This is a genomic window from Dyadobacter crusticola DSM 16708 (genome assembly GCF_000701505.1).
Lineage (GTDB): Bacteria > Bacteroidota > Bacteroidia > Cytophagales > Spirosomataceae > Dyadobacter > Dyadobacter crusticola.
In genome coordinates, this window is record NZ_JNJB01000008.1 from 63,655 (window position 1) to 85,047 (window position 21,393).

Consider the following 21,393-nt stretch of genomic DNA (forward strand, 5'->3'; position numbering starts at 1 on the left):
CTCACCCTAATCAGGTTAATCCCTTTTATGATACAATCATTCACAGCAGATGCTGATAAGGACGCTGTATTCGCGAAAGTCCAGCAGTTTATCGACGAGCAGGGCTTCACAGTTGTCAGCAAGGATCATTCCCGTCCCTGGGGAGGTTTTTTTGTACTGGAAGAAAGTCAGGCTCCGCAGTTTATTTCCACATTCTTTCCCCACCTTTCACTGGAAGATTTTGCAGGCTACGAAAAGTTGAGCCCGAAAATCCTCGTCGTTGCACCTAATAAAAGGCTATCGTGGCAGTACCACCATCGCCGCGCTGAGATCTGGAAAGTAATCGGCGGCAATGCCGGGATTGTGATCAGCGACACGGATGAGGAAACCGAAATGCGCCAATTGCCGATCGGGACTGTTATTGACCTTAAAAAAGGAGAGCGCCACCGGCTGGTAGGTGTTGACGAATGGGGGATTGTTGCAGAAATATGGCAGCATACAGACCCCGCTAATCCTTCCGACGAAGACGATATCGTTCGGGTACAGGATGATTTTGGAAGATAATCAAGACCATTTCAAACACTATTTGCACAACTATTAATCCCTGAAATATGAAATTCGGAAAAGTTGATAATCCCGCATTGATCGATTTTACATTGCCGCCCGATGCACCTGAAAATGAAAAAATACTTGGCAGAACAAAGGGTAAAGGCAAACCGGACATTCGTATTGGCTGTGCAAAATGGAATAAAACAGACCTGAAAAGCTTTTATCCAAAAGGTGTAAAAGACGAGCTGGGCTACTACGCTACGCAATTCAACAGCATCGAGCTTAATGCCACTTTTTACAACAACTTTCCCATTGAAACAATTGAGGGTTGGTACAACAAGACTTCCGAAGGGTTTAAGTTTTTCCCGAAACTTCACCAGGGAATCAGTCACTGGAAAAGATTGAAAGAAGCGAAAGAGGCAACTGACGTTTACCTGGACGGAATCTCGCATTTACAGGAAAAGCTCGGAATGCTCTTTTTGCAGCTACCCGACAATTTTGGCCCCAAAAACTGGGAGCAGCTGAAAGCCTACCTGGAACAATGGCCTTCGGGCTTTCCGCTCGCATTGGAGCTCCGGCATCCCGGCTGGTATGACGGGGTGTTTGACACCACGGACTTCTATGAGGTTTTGGAGAAAAATAACATCACGCACATTGTTACCGACTCGGCGGGCAGAAGAGATTTAATGCACATGCGCCTCACTACGCCAACTGCTTTTATCCGCTACAATGGCGCCAATGTAGATTCGGATTATACCCGGCTTGATGATTGGTTTGAGCGCTTGAAATTGTGGATCGAGCAAGGCATTGAGAATATTTACTTTTTTGTACACCAAAATCACGAAGAAGCCTCTCCCCTGCTATCCACTTATCTGATCAAAAGATTGAACGATGAGCTGGGAATGACGTTGCAGGTACCGCAGCACCCAAGTACCGGCGGACAAACCAAGCTGCTCTGATTCATTTAAAAATTCATTGGAATACCCTGTTGCGGAAAGATCAGCTTGACGCCCAGGGTATTTTCTTTGTTGAGCTCGGCGGTGATTTGCGCTTCGTTACTCCCAACCGGCTTGATGTGCGTCACGACCACATTCAAATTTCGCATTGATTGCTGCCCCGCCAACGCGGCCAGTTTCTCTAACTCTTTGAAAAACCATTTTGGGGTCAAATGCCCGAAAAGGCTCTTGTCGGGCTGGCTGTTGGGATAAGATACTTCCAGAAACACTGCACGCAATTTTCCTTCTTTGACTAATGGCGCAACTGCTTTCCAGACGAGCTCCATTTTGTTGGACTTTTCAATCTCGTCGGGGCCGGTATCGCCAAAATACAACAGGTAACTATCGCCGCTACGCACCAGGAAAGCGGCACTTTCGGTAGGCGCACCGTGGCTGAGCTTGAACGCGCGCATTTGCATTGCGGTACCATTCAATGGAATCTCATTTTCTTCTGAAAGTACATGATAAGTGTACTTTTTCAATGTCGGTGCTGCGCCTTCGTTCGTAAAATTGGGCCAGCTTTCCCAATTGAAATAATGCGTTTTCAGGACTTTAATGCAACTTTCAAATGCGTAAATGTGCTTGGCGGTATCCTCTACTGCATTGAGCAGCATTCCCGAAACATGGTCCAAATGCGGGTGCGATATCAGGTAGCCTTTGATATATTGTTTCAAAATAGTCTCAGCTGACCCCTCAAAGGTACCCTGCTGCACTGCGGAGCGGATGCCATTGGTGATCGTACCTGCATCCAGGCAGACGAATGCATCGGAACCTGCCGGCGCTACCATATAGGCAGACAAATTCCCGTCGTGTACCCCGCCTTTTACTCCCAGAGGAACTACCCTGAATGCATTTTGACCATAACCTGGAACACACAAAAACAAAAGCGCGAGAATGAAAGAGAGCAGCGTTCGCATGATTTTAATAACTATTTCGAAGGATCTTTTTGGTTAAAGGTAGGTAATTGCTCTTAAAACGGCTTGTTATGAAAAGTGTCACGCTGGTATTTCCACATCAGTTATTCAGGCAGAATCCTGCTGTAAATACAAACAGGAATGTGATTTTGGTTGAAGAATACCTGTTTTTCAAACAATATCATTTTCATAAACACAAGCTGTCCTACCACCGCGCAACTATGCAGGCTTACCGGCAATTTTTGGAAGACCAGAAACTACCGGTTGAATACATTGAAGCTTACGAAGATTATAGTGATGTCAGGAAGCTGGTACCTTATCTGAAAAAGAAGGGTGTTGAAGAAATACATTACGTAAATGTAACCGACGACTGGCTGCAAACGAGGCTGGGAAAAGCTGCCAGAAGCGAGGGAATCGAGCTGGTATCATACGAAACGCCGATGTTCATTAATTCGCAGGATGATCTGGACAGATACTTCATTAACAAAAAACGCTACTTCCAGGCGGATTTCTATGCTAATCAGCGGAAGAGACTGAAAATTCTGGTAGACGAAAATGAGGAACCGGTTGGCGGCAAATGGAGCTTTGATACAGAAAACAGGCTGAAATTCCCGAAGAAACAAGAGCCACCCAAGATCAAGTTTCCGGTTAAGTCCGAGCTGCACAGCGAAGCCGAAGCGTATGTTGAAAAATATTTTGGCAAAAATTACGGTACTATTCCCGAGGAGATCCGGTTTCCAGTCACCCACGAAGAAAGTCAATCCTGGCTGGACCAATTTCTGCGCAATCGGTTCGAGGAATTCGGGAAATACGAAGACGCGATTGTTACCTCGGAGCATTTCCTACATCACAGCCAGCTGACACCCATGCTGAATGTTGGACTGATCACACCCAAGCAGGTCATTTTAAAAATCCTTCACTACGCCGAAAAGCACGATATTCCATTCAACTCCCTGGAAGGATTTATCCGCCAGGTGATTGGCTGGCGGGAGTTTATGCATGGCGTTTACGAAAACAAAGGCAGCCGCCAGCGAACGCGAAATTACTGGGGTTTCACTCGAAAAATCCCGAAATCATTCTGGGAGGGCACTACCGGCATTGAACCTGTGGACATTACGATCAAGAAGGTACTTGCGACCGGTTACTGTCACCACATTGAGCGGCTGATGGTAATGGGCAACTTCATGCTGCTCTGCGAATTCGATCCCGACGATGTATACCTCTGGTTTATGGAGCTTTTTATTGATTCCTATGACTGGGTAATGGTACCTAATGTTTACGGAATGAGCCAGTTTGCAGATGGCGGGCTGTTATCGACCAAACCTTATATCAGTTCGAGCAACTACCTGTCCAAAATGAGTGATTATAAAAAGGGAGAATGGCAGGACATCTGGGACGGGCTTTTTTGGCGGTTCATGGACAAGCAACGCAAGTTCTTTTCGCACAATCCCAGGCTGAGCATGCTTTTGAAAACATTTGATAATATGCCGGAGGAAAAGAAAAAGGCGCACATTACCGTTGCGAATGCATTCCTGAAAAAGCTGGATAGTTGATGATCGGGGCAAATCAGCGATATTGCATTGAATGCAATCACCTGTTTATGCTTAAAATTATACGAACCACCAGCGACAATCCGGACTTTACGAGGCTGACTGGCGAGCTTGACGATGAGTTGTGCTCCATTTATCAGACCAAAAAAGAAGATTTTGAAGATTATAACCGCATTACAGACCTGAAAACGGTAGTACTTGCTTATGATGAACAGGAATTAGTGGGTTGCGGCTGTTTTAAAAAGTTTGACGAAACAACACTCGAATTAAAACGCGTGTTTATCGAACCCGCATTCAGAGGCCGGGGCATTGCATCGGCAATTGTGCGGGAACTTGAAAAATGGGGAGTTGAGCTGGGATACGCATCTGCCTTCCTCGAAACAGGAAAAGGCCAGCCGCAGGCTATTCAGTTGTACAAAAAGCTGGGTTATGAGCAACTCACTGACACTTCTAAGTTTGCGGTTTCGGATTATAGTGTTTGTATGATGAAGAAGTTGGTTGAGATCCCGAGTATAGCCCTATAACTGATTATAACCATCGCATACGCGTACTTGAAGTTAAAGAAATTTAGAACTACTTAAAATTTTTATAACCAGGAATATGCACGACCTCGCCCCCTCTCCTTTTTACCAAAGATTATCACTTTCCCTGTTAGCAATTGGCTTGATTATGACGGCCATTTATCTGGGAGCTGATATCATTGTTCCATTGGCATTGGCCGGACTGATAGCGGTTTTGCTGCGGCCCGTAGAAAGGTGGCTGGTGAATATGGGAATGCCGAAGGTGGTAGCAATAAGTCTTGCGGTATTGCTGGCTGTATTACTCGTTTCCGCAGTAGGTGTACTGCTGTCTATGCAGCTAGCCGAGTTTTCTGACGAGCTGCCTAAACTGAAACGCAACATCAACGAATTTTACCACGACGCACGCCGCTGGATCAGACGGGAATACAGCGTTACTTACCGCCAGCAAGCCGAATACCTGAAAAACGCCCAGACCAAAACACTTGAAAACTTACAAGGAACGGAAACGCTGGGCGCCATAGCCGGCCCATTAACTACATTGATACTCATACCAATATACGCCTTTCTTCTGCTTTACTACCGCACCATGCTCCTCCATTTCCTGGTAGTAGTGTTTCCCGAAGAGCATAAGGAAAAAATCCTGGAAGGATTAGGTCAGATTAAGGCGATTATCCAGAGCTACATGGTAGGCTTGCTGCTCGAGACGACAGCCGTGGCAATCCTGAATTCCATCGGCTTGCTGATCCTGAATGTACAATACGCTGTGCTGCTGTCCGTTATGGCTGCTATTCTCAACCTGGTACCCTACATTGGCGGGATCGTTGCTACGGCACTAGCGGTTTTGGTGACATTTATCAGCCACCCCGAAGCTAATATCGTCCTCGGGGTTGTTGGTGTTTTCATTGTGGTACAATTCATTGACAATAATTTCCTTGTTCCAGTAATCGTGGGCTCAAAAGTGAAGATCAATGCATTGGTATCTATAGTGGGCGTGCTGGTGGGAGGCGCGCTGGCTGGGCTATCAGGTATGTTCTTGTCAATACCCGCAATAGCGATGATGAAAGTTGTTTTCGACCGCGTCGATGGCCTGCAACCCTGGGGTATTTTGCTGGGCGACCAAACGCCGGAGCAGGCCAACAAGAACCTTTTCAGGCTTGTCAAACGCAAGAAAATAGTCGAAGAGGAATAAAAAAGGCAGACAGAAATTCTGCCTGCCCTGATTCAATGCGCATTGCTGTCACATTGCAAATTGCTTCGTTTCAACTTCTGCCTTCAAATCGTGCAGCAAGCTGAACAGCCCGAAGAACGTGCGGTTAATGTAAATGAAGTGTTTCGATCCACGATTCATATTCATTTTTCGCAGCTCTTTATCATTCGCATATTTTTCACCCAGTTCGGCCAGCTTTCCAAAGAAACTCTCATCTGCAAAGTCGAACTTCTCAGAATTAAAAGGCTGGGTCAAAAGACCGAGGATATCTCTGAAAAGATTAGAAAAATAGACGATTTCCTTTTCCGTGTCCTTTGGCGTAATAATTTCCAGATCTACCAGACCCTGCCGGAAAGTCGCGGGATCATTCAGTTTTTCGGGCTCTGCCAAATCGAAGTACGGCGCATAAAACGATTCAGGAATTTCCTTAATGCAACCGAAATCAATGGCGATCAGATTATCCTGATCGTCGATCAGGAAGTTACCCGGGTGCGGGTCGGCGTGCACTTTTCGCAGCTGATGCACCTGGTACATATAAAAGTCCCAAAGCGCCTGCCCGATCTTGTTGGCCAGTATCTGGTCCGTATTCGTTTTGCTGAATTCAGACAAATGTCTGCCTTGCATCCAATCCATTGTGATCACGCGCTCGCATGAAAACTCGGGATAGTAAGCAGGAAAACGAAGATTCGGAATATGCGCGCAGGCTTCTGCAATCTCGGTACTGCTCGCTATTTCAAGATTATAATTCGTTTCCTCTGTCAGCTTGGTCTCCACTTCCTTGAAATACTTATCCGAATCCTTCGCCTGAATATTAAACATCTTCATCGCGATCGGCTTCACAAGCGCAAGATCGGAAGAGATACTCTCGGCAACACCGGGATATTGGATCTTGACGGCCAGCTCCTTACCTTTCAGAGTAGCTTTATGAACCTGTCCGATACTGGCTGCATTGATTGCATTCGGATCAAAGCTATCGAAAAGATCAAGCGGCGATTTGCCGAAATATTTTCTGAAAGTTTTGATAACAAGCGGGGCAGAAAGCGGCGGTACCGAAAACTGCGACAACGAAAACTTTTCGACATAAGCCTGCGGAAGAAAATTCTTCTCCATACTCAGCATTTGCGCTACTTTAAGGGCGCTGCCTTTCAGGTTTTTCAGGCTGTCATAAATATCCTCTGCATTGTTACTGTTCAAATTATCACGCGCCGTTTCGGGATTCGTGATCTTTTCACCGTAATACTTCAAATAATTACCACCAATTTTTACTCCGGTTGAAATCAATTTAGTGGCACGTCGGATTTTAGAGGTGGGTATACTATCAATCGTCTCCATTCCTACCTCAGCTTTTCTTTAATGAGAAATTTTCCAAAATCAATAACACTTTCAAGTGGGCTTGTATCAATCAGGTCGAATGACGCGCGGATTGATTTTTCGATAAAAAGATCTGTTTTTTCAAATCCGATAGATTCGTCATCGAGCCAGAATTTCAATGTCACCAGGAACTGTATCCAAGCTCCTTCCTCCAATGCATCCTGCTGCGCCTTGCGAATGCGCTCGCTTCTGATTTTCAGATACCCGTCGCTGATCTTCGAAATGAATTCTTTGAAATGCGTTCTGAACTCTTTAAGCTTCATCAGGCCGCTCAGGCGGTTCTTACTTTCCTGCAATGAGAATATTACGAAGCTCCTGTTTGCTGTAAGTATCTCAAAGTAAGTGTAGTAATAGGTCAGCAATTTATCCCTGAACCCTAATGCATCCACTTCTCCGCTTTGGTCGATCAACTGGACTGCAAGCTTGTGAAAGCTCACAAAAACAGTTCTTTCAACCGCGTCTATTGACGAAAAGTGCTTGTAAAAATCCTTTTCAACAATCCCGTTTTGCTTGCAGAACAGGTACACCGACTCCGGTTTCCTGTTGTTCTCAAGACAGTATTGCATGAATAACTCGGTAATTCTATCGGAGGTAATCTCCTGTGCAGCAGCCGGAAGTTCTCTTAGTTTTGTTGCCATTGTTAGTTTCGATTAGCACAAAAATGTCTGAAATTAATAACGTAAACTGCGCCGTAAACGTGCCAGTTGCGCGGGCCGAATCGTGCAAAGTATCAACCGAACACGTTCATCTTCAGGAAGTCGTTTTCGAACTTCCCCTGTGGATCATATTTTCTCGCCAATGCAATGAAGTCGGGAAGTTTGTCGTAACGTTCTGCCAGTACATTCGGCGCGACCGTAAATAGCTTGCCCCAATGCGGCCTTACATTGTAAACGGAAAGTTCTTTCTCGATAACCGGCAACAACTTGCTGACTGCGGGCCAATCTTGTTTCCAGGTAAAATGGATCGCCACCGAATCCTGTTTGTAGCACGGGCTCATCCACAGCTCATCAGCCGCGATGGTACGTATTTCGGAAGTGAGCAAATGCGGGGTAATCTGCTTTCCCAGTCTGGAAATGGCCATAATCGCGTCCACTGCATGTTTTCTCGGGACAAAATATTCGGATTGCAGTTCTACTCCGCTACTGGGTGTAAATCCCATTTTGAAATGCGGCATACGCTCATACCACGGACCGGCAACACCCATTTGCTCTGTGCAGTTTTCCGCTGAAAGCTCGGGAATAGGGTGCAGGTTTTTCTTAGCTAGTTTTCCTCCAAAAAACTCCTCTTGCGGTGAAAATTTAGACCCTTTGAATTTTAACCAAACCTCTGTTATATCCTCGGTTGCCCAATTCGTAAACAAACTGACGCTATATCCGCTACCTTGGATTTCATCGAAATTGTCTTTCAGCTGGTTCAAAGGCAGGTTTTCATACACATACTGGCCCATTGTGAAGGTAGGCTCCACGTCCAGCGTAACTTGTGTCACTACCCCCAGCGCGCCCAGGTTGACCACCGCCGCATTGAATTGATCTCCATCCTTTTTCTTACTCAACTGAATCACGTCTCCACTCGCAGTCACCATTTCCAGTGCCGCAACTGCGGTGGACAAGTTACCATGCTTCTCGCCGGAACCGTGCGTGGCCGTCGCGCAGGCTCCCGCGACGGAAATATGCGGCAATGAGGCCAGGTTATGCAAGGCAAAACCTTTCTGATGCAAGAGCGGAGCTAACTCGCCGTATTTCAAACCGCCGTTAACGGTAACAGTTTTGTTGTTTACATCCAAATCTATCACCTTATCCGCACCGACTACCGAGATAAACTGGTCTTTGGTATCCGCAATGTGGTTGAAACAATGCCGCGTGCCGAGTACTTTTAGTTTCGGGTATTTGGTTACGATTTCCTTTACCTGCTGCAAATTGCGGGCTGTGTCCAGTTTATTGGTACCGTATTCGAGATTACCGGCCCAGTTTTTCAATTTTTCGTCGGCTGCCAGGCCAGTGAGCGGACGGATTAGAGGAGCTGCCATTAATGCTGACGATAGTTTAATGAATGTTCGCTTTTTCATAAGATGAGCTGCGGGCCGGTATATGATTTTACCACAAATTAGTTGAATAATCCGAAAGCACAGCGCCTCTTTTCTAATGCATTTTATCGAGTATATCTTTGAGGATCAGGATCGCCTCGGTCATTTCATTTTCATTCAAATTACCAAAACCCAGCCGCACCGCACTCAGTTTCCCTGTTTGAAACAAAAGGGTTTGCGGAAGATGCAGATTTTGTTTCAGACAAGCCTTACTGACGCGCATCAGGTTGATATCCTTCCGCCATTCGGTCCAGAAAGCAAGCCCGCCTGGCGGCGATTTGAAAGTGAGATACTCACCTAATTGCGTATCTAGTTGTGCGCTGAGCAGGTCGCGCCGCTGATGGTAAATCTTCTGTGCTTTTTTGATGTGCCTTTGAATTTCGCCATCATCGAGCATTTCGCCCAGCGCCTGTTCCATCATCAGGTCGCCCTGCCGGTCCATAATGCGCCTCAATTTCCCCAGCTCCGCAATCAGATTCGCAGGTGCGACCATATAACCTGACCGCAGCCCGGGCGCCAGGGTTTTGCAAAATGATCCGACGTATACAACCATTCCGGCCCGGTCGGCACTTGCCAGCGGCAGTACCGGACTGCTGTTATAATGAAAATCGTAATCGTGATCATCTTCCAGGATAATAAACCCGTATTTCGCCGACAGGCTCAGCAGCTCCATTCGCCGCTCTGCTGAAAGTGTGACGGTGGTGGGATAATGGTGGTGCGGGGTCAGGTACAGCAATCTGATCGGAGTCGTTTCGCACAACTTACGCAGTGCTTCCACAGATATACCCTGACTATCAACCGGAATGGACATCATATTTGCGCCCGCATTCTGAAAAATCATATTGGCCGTATAATAACTCAGATCACCCACTACCACCCGATCACCGCGTTTGATCAGCAGTGCCGAAGCCAGGTATATCCCCATTTGAACACCACGTGTTGTCAGGATATTTTCTGCATTGATATGTAGACCGCGGGTATTGTTGAGGTAAGTAGCCAGTTTTTCCCTGAAATACACATTGCCTTCCACGTGGGAGTAACCGAGGTATTTGCGGCTGTTCTTTCGCCGCAAAACGCCTGAATAGGTTTTGGCCAGTTTATCCAGCGGCGCCAGCCGCACATCGGGCAGCCCATCGGTAAATTCCAGCTCGACATTGGAGACAGAAACAGGACGGTCCAGGAGCATGCTTTTATCAAATGCAAAACCAGCTGTTCGCGGGTAACTGACAAGGTCCTCTGCATTGATTTGCAACCGCTTACCCTCAGATTCTTGCAACTTGTAGGTAATGTAAGTTCCCTTATTGGGCAGCATTTCGATCCACCCTTGTGCATGCAGCTCCTGGTAAGCAGCTACGACTGTTTTCCGGTGTACATCGAGGGTCTCTGCCAATGCGCGCGTGCCCGGCAGCCGGGCACCGTTGGAGAGTAACCCACGCTGGATTGCATTGATCATTTTGTGCGCGATCTGCAGATACACCGGAGTACCCGAAAGGCGGTCAAGCAGGATGATATTGTCAAATGGGATTTCAACCGGACTATTCATGAGTTTAAAACCGGAGCATATAAACGGTCCGGCAAGGTAGTAGTTTTGTTGGCAAGGGAGGAAGGAGGATGGAGAAAGGGTGGAAGTTTTAATTTTTATAACTATGATTCGATTTTATTTTTTTGTTGTTGTTTTGATTTTTATGGCTGTGCGGTCGCAGAGCCAGGACATTTCTTTGGATCCTGTTACGGTTACCTCTTCGATTGTCGAGAAGCGGGCTTCGGAAACGGGGCGGAATATTGCGGTTATTAAAGGGGAATCGTTTCAAAACCTGCCTGTGCACAGCATTGATGATCTGCTCCGGTACGTGCCGGGTGTGGAAATACAGGCGCGGGGACCGATGGGCTCGCAAAGTGACATTGTGCTGCGTGGGGGTACTTTTCAACAGGTTCTGGTAATCCTCGACGGGATCAGGCTCAACGATCCGAATACGGGACATTTCAACAGCTATATCCCCATTTCGCCTGCCGAGATCGAGCGCATTGAGGTACTGAAAGGAGCATCTTCGGCCATTTATGGTTCCGACGCCGTGGGAGGGGTGGTTCACGTCATTTCTAAAACATTCGCAGCCAGATTATTGAATGGAAATGAAGACGCGGCGGGCACAAAAACGAATGTTAATGCGAGTGTCTCGGCCGGGCAATACGGTTTATTGAATGCAAGTGCCGGAGGTTTTTACCAGATCAACAAGCTGGCGGTTTCAGGTGGGATATTGTCAAACAATGCAACGGGCGTTCAGCAGCGTGGTACCAAAGGTTTTTTTCACAACAACACGGCTTCATTGTCGCTAAACTACCGGCTTTCTGATGCGTGGAATATTGCAGTCCGCAGCTCGTACGATCACCGCGATTTTGCTGCACAAAACTTTTATACAGTCCTGAAATCCGATACGGCGAGCGAAAAGGTTAAAACTTCCTGGAACCAGCTGCGGCTCGCTTATCGTAAAAACAAAAGCATGTTTGCATTTGACGCTGGGTACAAGTTTGTGGAAGATACGTATGCATTCAACCCGCATGCAATTGCCAACAATAGCAAGTCGCGGTTGTGGCAGGGACTTGCTACCTGGCAGCAGGCTTTTTCGCCAGCCACCAGCCTGATCGGCGGCTTGAATTACCAGAACCGGAATATCGAGTCTAATGACCGCGGGAACCACGCTATACACCAGCTTGCACCTTTTATCTCGCTGGTTCAAAGTTTCGGCACCCATTTCACCGTTACACCTTCCATTCGGTTGGACTGGCGGCAAAGTATCGGCACGGAAGCTGTTCCTCAAATTACTTTATCGTACAAAAAGGACAGCTGGCAGCTGCGCGGCAGTGCAGGCAAGACGATCCGGGATGCCGATTTTACAGAACGTTTTAACAACTACAATAAAACCCTCGTCGCCGGCGGCAATGTAGGTAACCCTGATTTAAAAGCGGAACGTTCTTTCAGCTACGAAGTGGGTACGGATTGGTTTTTAACAACAAGTAATGCGTCTCAGCTAAAATTGTCCGGTACGTTTTTCCAAAGGCTACAAAATGATCTGATCGACTATGTCACGACACCTTACGCGCAAATGCCGCGTAAAGACAATCTTTCACCCACCGGCAATTTTGGGCTGGCATTGAATATTGCGGAGGTCAATACCACGGGTTTTGAGCTGGATATTCAGTCGGCGAACAAAGTAGGAAACGATCAGAATCTGCTGCTGAATGCGGGATTGACCTGGCTGGACAGTCGGAACAGCAATCAGGTACCTTCCTTTTACGTATCCTCACATGCTAAATTCCTGGCCAATTTCTCAGCAATTTATCGGGTGAAAGGGTTTTCACTTAGTATGAATGGATTGTACAAACAAAGAGCCACCCGCGAAGCTTCGGCGATTGAAGCAACTATTTCAAAAAATTACTTTGTAATGAATGTCCGTGCAGAATATGCATTTGCAGGCAGAATGCTTGCGGTTTTTGCACAAGCAGACAATGTATTCGACGCGAATTACAGCGATTTGCTCGGTTCCAAAATGCCCGGGCGCTGGGTTTTAGGAGGAGTAAGGTTCAATCTCGCGAGATAGCAAATCGTTATTCGGGCGCAGTTCGTATATTCAGGAGGTTAATAATCGAGTATGACTTCCGGAAAACGAATTGCGCTTTCTCTTTTTCTGATCCTTGCAAACGCATTTACGCAAAATCTGGTCGCTGCCAGAAACCCGGGCTTTCCAGCTTCTTCGAAAATGAATGTATACTTTATCAGCGGCCTTGGGGCAGATAAGCGCGTTTTTGATAAACTGAAAATTGATAATGCGATTCAGGTCAACCATATTCAATGGATCAAGCCGCAAAAAAAAGAGACAATCGCGCATTATGCAGAGCGCCTGATCGCGCAGATTGATACGACCAAACCATTCAAGCTGGTAGGTTTGTCATTTGGCGGTGTAATTGCCAGCGAGATTTCCCGGATCGTGCGGCCTGAGCAGATTGTACTTATTTCAAGTACGCCGGTGGGCATTCCCGTTTCTGCATTCAACCGTGGACTGATCCGGTTCTTCCTGTTTTCACCATTTGCAGCCCCGATCTTGAAGTCGACGAATAAGTACACTTACAAATATTTTGGGGCAGATACGCCTGAGCTGCAAGCTTTGTTAAAGGCCATTTTGCACGATACCGACAGTAAATTCCTGAAATGGGCGCTGGTCAGAATGAGCAGCTGGGATCGGAAAACCAAGGCAGACAATGTATACCACATCCACGGCAGCGCCGACAAGCTGATCCCGATTGATGTTGTAAAACCTGACTTAGTGATTAGCGGAGCGGGGCATTTGATGGTTTATGCGCAGGCTGACGAGATTTCTAAAATTTTGAACAAACAGCTTTTGTCAAAATGATCAATCCCAATTATTGATCAGGATTATTTTCCCGATATGCCCGCTGCTTTCCATTAACTCGTGGGCTTGCGCTGCATCATGGAGCGGGAACTCGCGAAAGATGACCGGCTTAAATGCGCCACTTTCCATAATCGGCCACACCTTTTCCCGGATTTCTGCTGCAAGCTGGCTTTTGAATGCCACGTCCCGGTTTCTCAATGTACTGCCGGTAACGAGCAGCCGCTTCCGCATAATCAGGCTAAAATCGACCTGATCTGCTCCCGGTTTTACCTTGCCTCCTTTCATGGTGTTGATAAAAACGAGGCGGCCATCCTCTCGGAGTAACCTGATGTTTTTGGGGATGTAATCGCCGCCGATCATATCCAGGATCACGTCGACTCCGTGCTCTTTCAGGATTTCTTCAAAATCCTCATCTTTATAGGGAATGCAAATGTCGGCACCAAGCCGGGAACAAGCGGCACATTTTTCCTTTGAACCTGCGGTTGTAAATACTTGGGCACCAAAAGCTTTTGCAAGCTGGATCGCAGTGATACCAATGCCGCTGCTGCCACCATGAACCAGCAAGTGCTCGCCAGCTTTCAGATTTCCTCTTTGGAATACATTGTGCCAAACCGTGAAGACGGTCTCGGGCAGCGAAGCGGCTTCTGCATAATCAAAATCAGCAGGTATTGGTAAACAATGTCCTGATTGTGCAACCGCATATTCAGCATAACCGCCGCCTGTAAGCAATGCGCAAACTTTATCGCCCGGCTTCCATTCCGTTACTTCACTCCCGGTCTCTACAATTTCGCCGGCAACTTCCAGTCCGGGGACGTCGGCCGGAGCACCTGGCGGCGGGGGATATTTACCTTGCCTTTGCATGACATCGGGGCGATTGACCCCGGCAGCGTAGACTTTGATCAATACTTCTGTGGCTTTGGGTTGCGGCATTTCCCGCTCCATTACCTGCAAAACTCCGGGGTCGCCCGGCTCGGTGATCGTGACTACTTTCATGCTGGATTTTGGTTGGTGATTAATAGATTTCCTTGCCGAAAGGTGTAAAAGACAAGCTCATCAGCTTGAAATGCTGCCTTGCAAACGGAAGTCCGATAATGGTTATGGCAAGAATTATTCCAAAAACCAGGTGCGTCAAAGCGATCCAGATGCCACCAAGCACAATCCAGAGAATGTTGAATATGGTAGACAGGCAACCGGTATTTCCAGGTACCTCACGCACTTGCTGGCCAAATGGAAATAGTGTAAGAAACCCGATTTTAAAACATTGAATTCCAAAAGGGATACCTACAATCGTCAGGCAAAGCAAAAAACCTGAAATCATGTATTCCAGGAAAACGATGAAGCCGCCAAAAATTAGCCAGATGATGTTTCCGATGAGGTTCATAGCCGTAGAGTTTTTGTTTTTGCGATTATTTAGGTCGCATAAAACTAACAATGCAGCGGGTTAGTGTTCCGGGTTTGTTACAGGCGGTCGGGTGCGCCAGTCACTGGAAATATCGGCTGATTGCCAGTTCTTGATTTTAAGCAGCTCAAAAAATGCAGTCTCCTCGATTTCACGCACTCTACCTGGCGGGAGGTCGCCTAGTTCCAGGTCTTCGATGCTCACTCGCACCAAACGCTTGCACCTGTGTCCTGCAGTGCGCACCATTTTGCGGATCTGGTGGTACTTACCTTCCTGTAGTGTTATTTGCAACCAGGTATTCGGCACATTTTCCCAGGTTTCATTTTGGTGTTTGGTCAGAACAGCCGGTCTTTCAATGATATCAACCTCGCAGGGTGCAGTAATGTATTCTTGTCCGCCTTTTACTTCTATCCCAATACCGCTGCGGAGCAATTCCAATGTTTCCTCACTTACATGGTGTCCTACATTGACCCAATAAGTGCGCCGGTGAGGCTCTTCTCCTGTAAACAGCAGTCGCGTAACGCGTTTGTTTGTAGTAAGGATCAGCAAGCCTTCGGAATGACTGTCGAGCCGCCCGATTGCATGCGTACCTGGCGGGAAGTCAAAATCCAGGTCACCCAGCAGCCCCACCGGATGTGTGCTGATAAACTGAGAGACCATATTGGCAGGCTTATTAATGATAAAGTAACGGTGACGTGTTTCGGTCATTCTGTGCAATTTTATTTACTCTCTGAGATAACCTGCTTGATCAAAGCAATCACATTCTCCATACGAAAGTAAATATCCTCGTTTGTAAATCGGATAATACTAACTCCGAATTCCACTATCACATCAGATCTAATTTTATCGTACTCAATATTGTCAGCCAGCAAATGAATGGAACCGTCGACCTCAATGACAAGCTTCTTCTCATGACAGTAAAAATCTACTATAAAGTTGCTGATTGGGTGCTGTCTTCTGAATTTCACACCCAGTTTCTTGTTGGATAGTCTTTCCCAAAGGAGCTTTTCCGCCCTTGTTTCTGCATTTCTCAGTTGCCTCGCTCTCGCAAAGGTGATCGGACCAGCGCCGTGATGCATTGGCATAGTGTATGTGTTTGCCCCCGGCCCCTAAAGGGGTGTCGATGAGGCCATGCTTAGTACCTGGCCGGAGCAAGTTCGGACTAACCGTTAGATAAACAGTCCCCTTTTAGGGGATCTAGGGGTCAAAACGCCACCAGTCAAGGCTTATGCCCCTTCTCATAATGCGCCCGCAGCATATCCTCCCCAAAATCATTGGTAAGATCCCGCACAACGGAATGGATGTGGTTGCCGCCATTTTGGGTATTGTCAAATTCGATCAGGAATGTCGGACCGTGGATGCGGTAGTAATGGCCGCGGCCGGGGCCGATTACCGGTTCGTGGTCGCCCATCCAGGCGAAATGGATTTTTTCCAGACCTGCCTTTTCAAGCTGTGACCATTGCTGGTTTTTAAGTGTAACATGGTAGCGCTGCAAATATGCCATGATCAGGTTTTTAAAAACAGTCTTCTGCTCTGCATTCAGTTCTTCCATTGCTATACCTTCTATTTTGTCCAGCACCGCTTTCCGGGAATTGGAAGTAAATATCTCATTAGGTGCTTTTGTACCCAGGTCGGCCTTTTTTTGTTGGCCTTCGGTGAGACTATGCAGTAGCCGGAATGCGATTTCCTGCTCTTCCTTCAATATTACCTTTCCTTTTTGCGGCACATCCGCCAGCACTTTGCCGGGATTACTCCCCATAAAGCTGGGCGTGTACGTGATCTGATTTTGGATGGAGGAAAAATGAAGCGACAAATGGTGTCCTTCCACACGCCAGCCCCAGGGATCGCTGCCGGGTGCTCCAAAAATCAGGAATGCATAATTTTCAGGGTCGCGGTAAGTATCGTTTGCGGGACGCGTTTCCACTACTCTCAGCACATTTTCAAGATCAATGATCTGCTCTGCCTTGCTGTATCCTTCCTGGCTCAGTACTACTTTGATCAGCGACATAGCGGCTTTCCGTTGCGCTGCATTCATTTGTTTGAGCGACAATCCTTTGCGCGCCCGGGGAGTGAAATTCCAGTCAAAACGCGCCAGATCCTGATAGTTCAGCTGTGCCTCTTTTTTCTGCTCGTCACTGAGAGATTTTAAGAATGCATTTACCGCTGCCGCCATTTGCTTCACGAGCTTTTCGTCTTGCGCAGGTAGTGCTTTCCCGTTCGCTGCCCGGCCGGTCAGCACCAATGTGCTCAGCAAAAAAGTAATCGCCACCATTTTAATTCCTAAATCTCTCATCAGCACAGTAGTTTGAGTATGAGTGTTTCCATTTGTAAAAAGGAAAGTAACAGCAGCAGTGAAACTACCACTTCAATGCAGCCGACTGCCGGAATGTTATTCCTCCACGCGGAAAGGAATTGAACGAAACCGACTAGTTTTACTGCATTAAGAAAATTATGATGATGAATTGGGAAAAACTGCTTTCTGCCAAACGATGGGGAAGCGAAGACAAATACAATGCAAATCCGGCCGAAGCGCGATCCGAGTTTCAGCGCGATTATGACAGGCTCATTTTTTCTTCTCCTTTCAGAAGGCTTCAAAATAAAACACAGGTATTTCCATTACCCGGAAGCGTTTTTGTTCATAACCGACTAACACACAGCCTCGAAGTAGCGAGTGTAGGTAAGTCGCTCGGCCGGATCTTTTACAACAAGCTCTGTTCAGACGATGCCGACATTGACTCGAAATATCCCTTGATCAGCGAGATAGGGAACATTGTTTCCGCTGCCTGTCTTGCACACGATTTGGGTAATCCGGCTTTCGGGCACTCTGGTGAAGCGGCAATCTCGCATTATTTTACGGATGGTGACGGATTGAAATACAAAGACCTGGTAACTGAGGCACAATGGGCGGACCTGGTCCATTTTGAAGGAAATGCAAATGCATTCCGGATACTCACACATCCCTACGCGGGAAAAGGTTACGGAAGCTTCGCCCTCACCTACTCCACGCTGGCCGCAATCGCCAAGTATCCCTGTGAAGCAATCGCAGGTCATAACAAAGCCAATATTTATACCAAAAAATACGGCTTCTTTCAATCGGAGCAAACTGGCTTCCAAAAGATTGCGAATGAACTGGACTTGTGTAAGGTAACCGACTCTCCATTGGTTTACAAGCGCCACCCGCTGGTTTACCTCGTAGAAGCAGCTGATGATATTTGCTATAATATCATCGACCTGGAAGACGCACACCGTTTGAAAATCCTTTCGTATAAAGAAGTGGAGACTTTGCTGCTGGAACTTTGCAATGATCCCAAAATGCCGGCACGGTTACAGGAAATCGATGACGATGATGCCAAAATCAGTCTGCTGAGGGCCAAGTCGATCAACACGCTGATTGGTGCCTGCTCCGAACTTTTCTACGATGAGCAATCTGCCATTCTTGGGGGCGACCTGAATTGCAGTCTGGTAGACGGGATCGCGGAACCTTACCGCAGCGCGATGAAAGAAATTCAGCGCGTTTCGGTTAGCAAGATTTACAACTATTCTTCGGTTGTACAAATTGAAGTTGCCGGATATAAAGTGATTGGCGGCCTCCTGGAAGAATTTGTACCGGCTTACCTGAACAATACTTCGCATTATACCCGCAAGCTGGTGGATCTGATACCCAAACAATTCATTACTTCCCGCACCGAAACCTATTCCCGCATCCAGACCGTACTGGATTTTATTTCGGGAATGACTGACCTGTACGCGGTTGAATTGTTCAGAAAGATCAAGGGTATCTCCTTCCCTTCTATCTCTTAGTTAAATACCGCACTTACAAGGCAATAAGTGTAATATTAATTCGAATATTAAAAGTTTTATGTAAATTGTTTTCCCGAATTATCCAGCCTTTCTAGATCCGTAAACCCATGCAAATTGAACAGGTCGTCTATACCGAATCTTCCTCCTCAGTTAAATTTAGTTTTACACCTCAACTCTTTTTTATATTCGGAAACCGCGAACTACTTGAAAGAACCGGCCTGACTGCTCAGCTGGCGGCCGACTATCCCGAAGCAATTTTTACCGGATGCTCCACCGCGGGTGAAATCGCAGATGTAAATGTGAAAGACAATACCATTATTATCACAGCAGTCGGCTTCGACAAAACCCTTGTAAAAAGTTCGAAAGTTTGCCTTGAAGATATCCATTTCAGCAGCATGGAAGCAGGCAAGCAGCTCGTAGACCAACTTCCGAAAGAAGGATTACAGCACGTTTTTGTTGTTTCTGACGGACTGAAAGTGAATGGTACCGACCTGGTAAAAGGTATGACGCAGCACCTCCCGGCGAATGTAACATTAACTGGCGGGCTCGCGGGCGACGGTTCCCATTTCGCAAAGACGGTAATTGTTGAGCCTGATGGTGCTGTAGCAACGCAGAGTGTGGCGGCGGTCGGATTTTACGGCGACAGTCTGTCCATTGGTTTTGGTTCAAGAGGCGGCTGGGACAGTTTCGGGCTGGACAGGGTTGTGACCAGATCCAGGGAAAACGTTTTGTTTGAGATTGACAACCAGCCTGCGCTGGATCTTTATAAATCATTTTTGGGAGATAAAGCCAAAGAACTACCCGCTTCGGGCCTGCTTTTCCCATTGAGCATGCGCGACAGCGAAGACCGCGCACCTGTGGTACGCACCATTCTTGGCATTAACGAAGAAGAAAAAAGCCTCACTTTCGCAGGCGATATTCCGGAGGGTTCATTTGTAAGATTAATGAAAGCAAACAACGACCGGCTGATTACAGGTGCAGAAGAAGCGGCGCACGCTGCTGCCGAAGGTCTGGAAAACAACCCGGAACTTGCAATCCTGGTGAGCTGCGTCGGACGAAAGCTGGTGCTAAAACAAATGGTTGAAGAAGAAGTGGAATGTGTTTCAGACGTTTTGTCGGCACCGGTTATGGCTGGCTTTTACTCTTACGGCGAGCTGGCCCCATTCAACCGCAATGCTTTGTGCGAGCTCCACAATCAAACCATGACCATTACTACTTTCAGGGAACTGTAATGTCAGCAATTGAAATAACGGAAACCAATTATCACCGGCTGCTCAAACGACAAATCCGTAAATCGTTGCCGCCGGAACTGGCCGAACATCCCGGTTTGCAGGAATTTCTGCTTTCGGTCCATTTGGCTTATACCGAATACCAGGACGATCTTACCCGTGTTGAACATATCCTCGAACAAAGCTCAGGCGAGCTTTTCAAAGCCAATAGGGAACTGACCCGGGTTGCGCAGGAAAAAACCGAAGAAGCTGCGCTTACCAGCAAAAGGCTGGAACAGGTTGTCAGCAGTATTTCGGAGATACTGTTGCAGCTCGATCGTCACGGGACTATCATTTATCTCAACAATGCCTGGGAAACTGTAACCGGCTACACTGTCGCCGAAACGCTCAACCGCAACTGGAAAGATTTCTTCTCCGAGTCGGCTGATCAGATCCATGAAATACTGAATGCGGATCAGGCTTCTGTGGATGCAATTATCAAGATCCATACTGCCGGCAAAAAAGAAATCTGGGTCGGCGGTTCGATCACAAAGCAATATGCCGGCGACGAGCTGGTGGGGTACATTGGCGCACTTTCGGACGTAACCGAAAAGGTTAATTCGGAAAAGAAACTGAAATCCTACATGCGCGACCTGGAAAGGATCAATGCTGAATTGGACCAGTTTGCCTATGTGGTAAGCCACGACCTGAAAGCGCCGCTGCGGGCAATCAATAACTTGTCTGAATGGATTGAAGAAGATATTAACCATTTGCTGGAAGGAGATACCCTTGACCAGTTCAAGCTGCTGCGCGGCCGCGTACACAGAATGGAGAGCCTGATCAATGGGATCTTGTCGTACTCCCGGGCTGGCAGGATCAAAACTTCGAAGGAACGTTTTGCATTGAAAGGGCTGGTGGACGATCTGTCGGAAACTTTCAGCAGCAAGAAACCGGTGCGTTTCAAACTGGATGGTGACGCCAGTCTTGAACTCGAAACAGAGAAGATTACATTGACCCAGATTTTGCAGAACCTGATCTCCAATGGTGTTAAATACAACGACAAGCCGGAGATCGAGATCACGATCGGCTGGCGAGAGGAAGAGTCTCTGTATGAATTTTACGTCGGCGATAATGGCCCGGGTATCAGTCCCGAGTTTCACGAAAGGATCTTTGTGATCTTCCAGACTTTACAGGCGCGTGACGAAGTTGAGAGTACCGGGGTTGGACTGGCGATTGTCAAAAAAATACTGGATGAAAAAGGCGGCGTGATCCGCATAGAATCTCAAATGGGCGAAGGGACCAGGTTCTTCTTTACCTGGCCGAAAAACGAATTGAAAAACACAGAAACAACTCTCAAAAACAATTCATTTTAATCACTGAAATATTTAAATGTCACTCTCCAATCCAGTT

Annotated in this window: 20 protein-coding genes; 10 read left to right on the forward strand and 10 right to left on the reverse strand. The window is 47.1% G+C overall.

Features of this window, described 5'->3' with window-relative positions; all coding sequences use genetic code 11:
- The first annotated feature begins 27 nt into the window (after nt 1-27).
- Both Q369_RS0112890 and Q369_RS0112895 read left to right on the forward strand, forming a co-directional pair.
- Nucleotides 28-543 carry a cupin domain-containing protein gene (locus tag Q369_RS0112890; RefSeq protein WP_031528222.1) on the forward strand — a complete coding sequence of 172 codons (516 nt, stop codon included), beginning with the start codon at nt 28-30 and terminating at the stop codon, nt 541-543.
- A gap of 47 nt (nt 544-590) precedes the next feature.
- Complete coding sequence (locus tag Q369_RS0112895) at nt 591-1,487, forward strand: DUF72 domain-containing protein (protein ID WP_031528223.1); 897 nt, start codon at nt 591-593, stop codon at nt 1,485-1,487.
- Nucleotides 1,488-1,492: 5 nt separating this feature from the next.
- Here Q369_RS0112895 and Q369_RS0112900 read toward each other — a convergent pair whose 3' ends face one another.
- The gene (locus Q369_RS0112900) at nt 1,493-2,440 is read right to left on the reverse strand and encodes an MBL fold metallo-hydrolase (RefSeq protein ID WP_031528224.1); all 948 of its coding nucleotides are present in this window, start codon (nt 2,438-2,440) and stop codon (nt 1,493-1,495) included.
- Between the two features lie 68 nt (nt 2,441-2,508).
- Between Q369_RS0112900 and Q369_RS0112905 the strand changes: the two genes are divergently transcribed.
- From Q369_RS0112905 to Q369_RS0112915, 3 genes are all read left to right on the forward strand, one after another.
- Nucleotides 2,509-3,990, forward strand: coding sequence for a cryptochrome/photolyase family protein (locus tag Q369_RS0112905; protein WP_031528225.1), 1,482 nt, complete (start codon nt 2,509-2,511; stop codon nt 3,988-3,990).
- A 47-nt stretch (nt 3,991-4,037) separates the two neighbouring features.
- A complete protein-coding gene (locus Q369_RS0112910; RefSeq protein WP_031528226.1) occupies nt 4,038-4,511 on the forward strand; it encodes a GNAT family N-acetyltransferase in 474 nt (157 codons plus the stop codon).
- A 145-nt stretch (nt 4,512-4,656) separates the two neighbouring features.
- Nucleotides 4,657-5,697 carry an AI-2E family transporter gene (locus Q369_RS0112915; protein ID WP_229206825.1) on the forward strand — a complete coding sequence of 347 codons (1,041 nt, stop codon included), beginning with the start codon at nt 4,657-4,659 and terminating at the stop codon, nt 5,695-5,697.
- Nucleotides 5,698-5,745: 48 nt separating this feature from the next.
- Here the strand turns inward: Q369_RS0112915 and Q369_RS0112920 are convergent, their stop codons facing one another.
- The 4 genes from Q369_RS0112920 to pdxR all read right to left on the reverse strand — a co-directional run bounded on the left by Q369_RS0112920 (nt 5,746) and on the right by pdxR (nt 10,712).
- A complete protein-coding gene (locus Q369_RS0112920) occupies nt 5,746-7,047 on the reverse strand; it encodes an ABC1 kinase family protein (protein WP_031528228.1) in 1,302 nt (433 codons plus the stop codon).
- Nucleotides 7,048-7,049: 2 nt separating this feature from the next.
- Nucleotides 7,050-7,724 (reverse strand): TetR family transcriptional regulator C-terminal domain-containing protein, encoded by a 675-nt coding sequence (locus Q369_RS0112925; RefSeq protein ID WP_031528229.1) that lies wholly within the window; start codon nt 7,722-7,724, stop codon nt 7,050-7,052.
- A gap of 92 nt (nt 7,725-7,816) precedes the next feature.
- Nucleotides 7,817-9,151 carry a D-arabinono-1,4-lactone oxidase gene (locus Q369_RS0112930; RefSeq protein WP_031528230.1) on the reverse strand — a complete coding sequence of 445 codons (1,335 nt, stop codon included), beginning with the start codon at nt 9,149-9,151 and terminating at the stop codon, nt 7,817-7,819.
- A gap of 73 nt (nt 9,152-9,224) precedes the next feature.
- Nucleotides 9,225-10,712 carry a MocR-like pyridoxine biosynthesis transcription factor PdxR gene (gene pdxR / locus Q369_RS0112935; RefSeq protein ID WP_031528231.1) on the reverse strand — a complete coding sequence of 496 codons (1,488 nt, stop codon included), beginning with the start codon at nt 10,710-10,712 and terminating at the stop codon, nt 9,225-9,227.
- A 103-nt stretch (nt 10,713-10,815) separates the two neighbouring features.
- Between pdxR and Q369_RS0112940 the strand changes: the two genes are divergently transcribed.
- Together Q369_RS0112940 and Q369_RS0112945 are read left to right on the forward strand one after the other, a co-directional pair.
- On the forward strand, nt 10,816-12,765 hold the full coding sequence (locus Q369_RS0112940) for a TonB-dependent receptor plug domain-containing protein (protein ID WP_031528232.1): 1,950 nt from the start codon (nt 10,816-10,818) through the stop codon (nt 12,763-12,765).
- Nucleotides 12,766-12,816: 51 nt separating this feature from the next.
- Entirely contained in the window at nt 12,817-13,575 is a 759-nt protein-coding gene (locus tag Q369_RS0112945) for an alpha/beta fold hydrolase (RefSeq protein WP_031528233.1), read from the forward strand.
- Here Q369_RS0112945 and Q369_RS0112950 read toward each other — a convergent pair whose 3' ends face one another.
- The 5 genes from Q369_RS0112950 to Q369_RS0112970 all read right to left on the reverse strand — a co-directional run bounded on the left by Q369_RS0112950 (nt 13,576) and on the right by Q369_RS0112970 (nt 17,267).
- Entirely contained in the window at nt 13,576-14,568 is a 993-nt protein-coding gene (locus tag Q369_RS0112950) for an NAD(P)H-quinone oxidoreductase (protein ID WP_031528234.1), read from the reverse strand.
- A gap of 19 nt (nt 14,569-14,587) precedes the next feature.
- On the reverse strand, nt 14,588-14,956 hold the full coding sequence (locus tag Q369_RS0112955) for a YccF domain-containing protein (RefSeq protein WP_031528235.1): 369 nt from the start codon (nt 14,954-14,956) through the stop codon (nt 14,588-14,590).
- A gap of 60 nt (nt 14,957-15,016) precedes the next feature.
- On the reverse strand, nt 15,017-15,682 hold the full coding sequence (locus Q369_RS0112960) for a pseudouridine synthase (RefSeq protein ID WP_031528236.1): 666 nt from the start codon (nt 15,680-15,682) through the stop codon (nt 15,017-15,019).
- Nucleotides 15,683-15,693: 11 nt separating this feature from the next.
- The gene (locus Q369_RS0112965; protein WP_051664056.1) at nt 15,694-16,059 is read right to left on the reverse strand and encodes an endonuclease domain-containing protein; all 366 of its coding nucleotides are present in this window, start codon (nt 16,057-16,059) and stop codon (nt 15,694-15,696) included.
- Nucleotides 16,060-16,193: 134 nt separating this feature from the next.
- Nucleotides 16,194-17,267 (reverse strand): DUF3500 domain-containing protein, encoded by a 1,074-nt coding sequence (locus Q369_RS0112970; protein ID WP_262485487.1) that lies wholly within the window; start codon nt 17,265-17,267, stop codon nt 16,194-16,196.
- Between the two features lie 158 nt (nt 17,268-17,425).
- On the opposite strand from Q369_RS0112970, the gene Q369_RS0112975 reads away from it, so the two are divergent.
- The 3 genes from Q369_RS0112975 (at nt 17,426) to Q369_RS0112985 (ending at nt 21,356) form a co-directional block, all read left to right on the forward strand.
- The gene (locus Q369_RS0112975) at nt 17,426-18,775 is read left to right on the forward strand and encodes a deoxyguanosinetriphosphate triphosphohydrolase (protein WP_229206826.1); all 1,350 of its coding nucleotides are present in this window, start codon (nt 17,426-17,428) and stop codon (nt 18,773-18,775) included.
- A 107-nt stretch (nt 18,776-18,882) separates the two neighbouring features.
- Nucleotides 18,883-20,007, forward strand: coding sequence for an FIST signal transduction protein (locus tag Q369_RS0112980; protein WP_031528240.1), 1,125 nt, complete (start codon nt 18,883-18,885; stop codon nt 20,005-20,007).
- Entirely contained in the window at nt 20,007-21,356 is a 1,350-nt protein-coding gene (locus Q369_RS0112985) for a sensor histidine kinase (RefSeq protein ID WP_031528241.1), read from the forward strand. Before Q369_RS0112980 ends, Q369_RS0112985 begins: the two co-directional genes overlap by 1 nt.
- Nucleotides 21,357-21,393 lie beyond the last annotated feature (37 nt).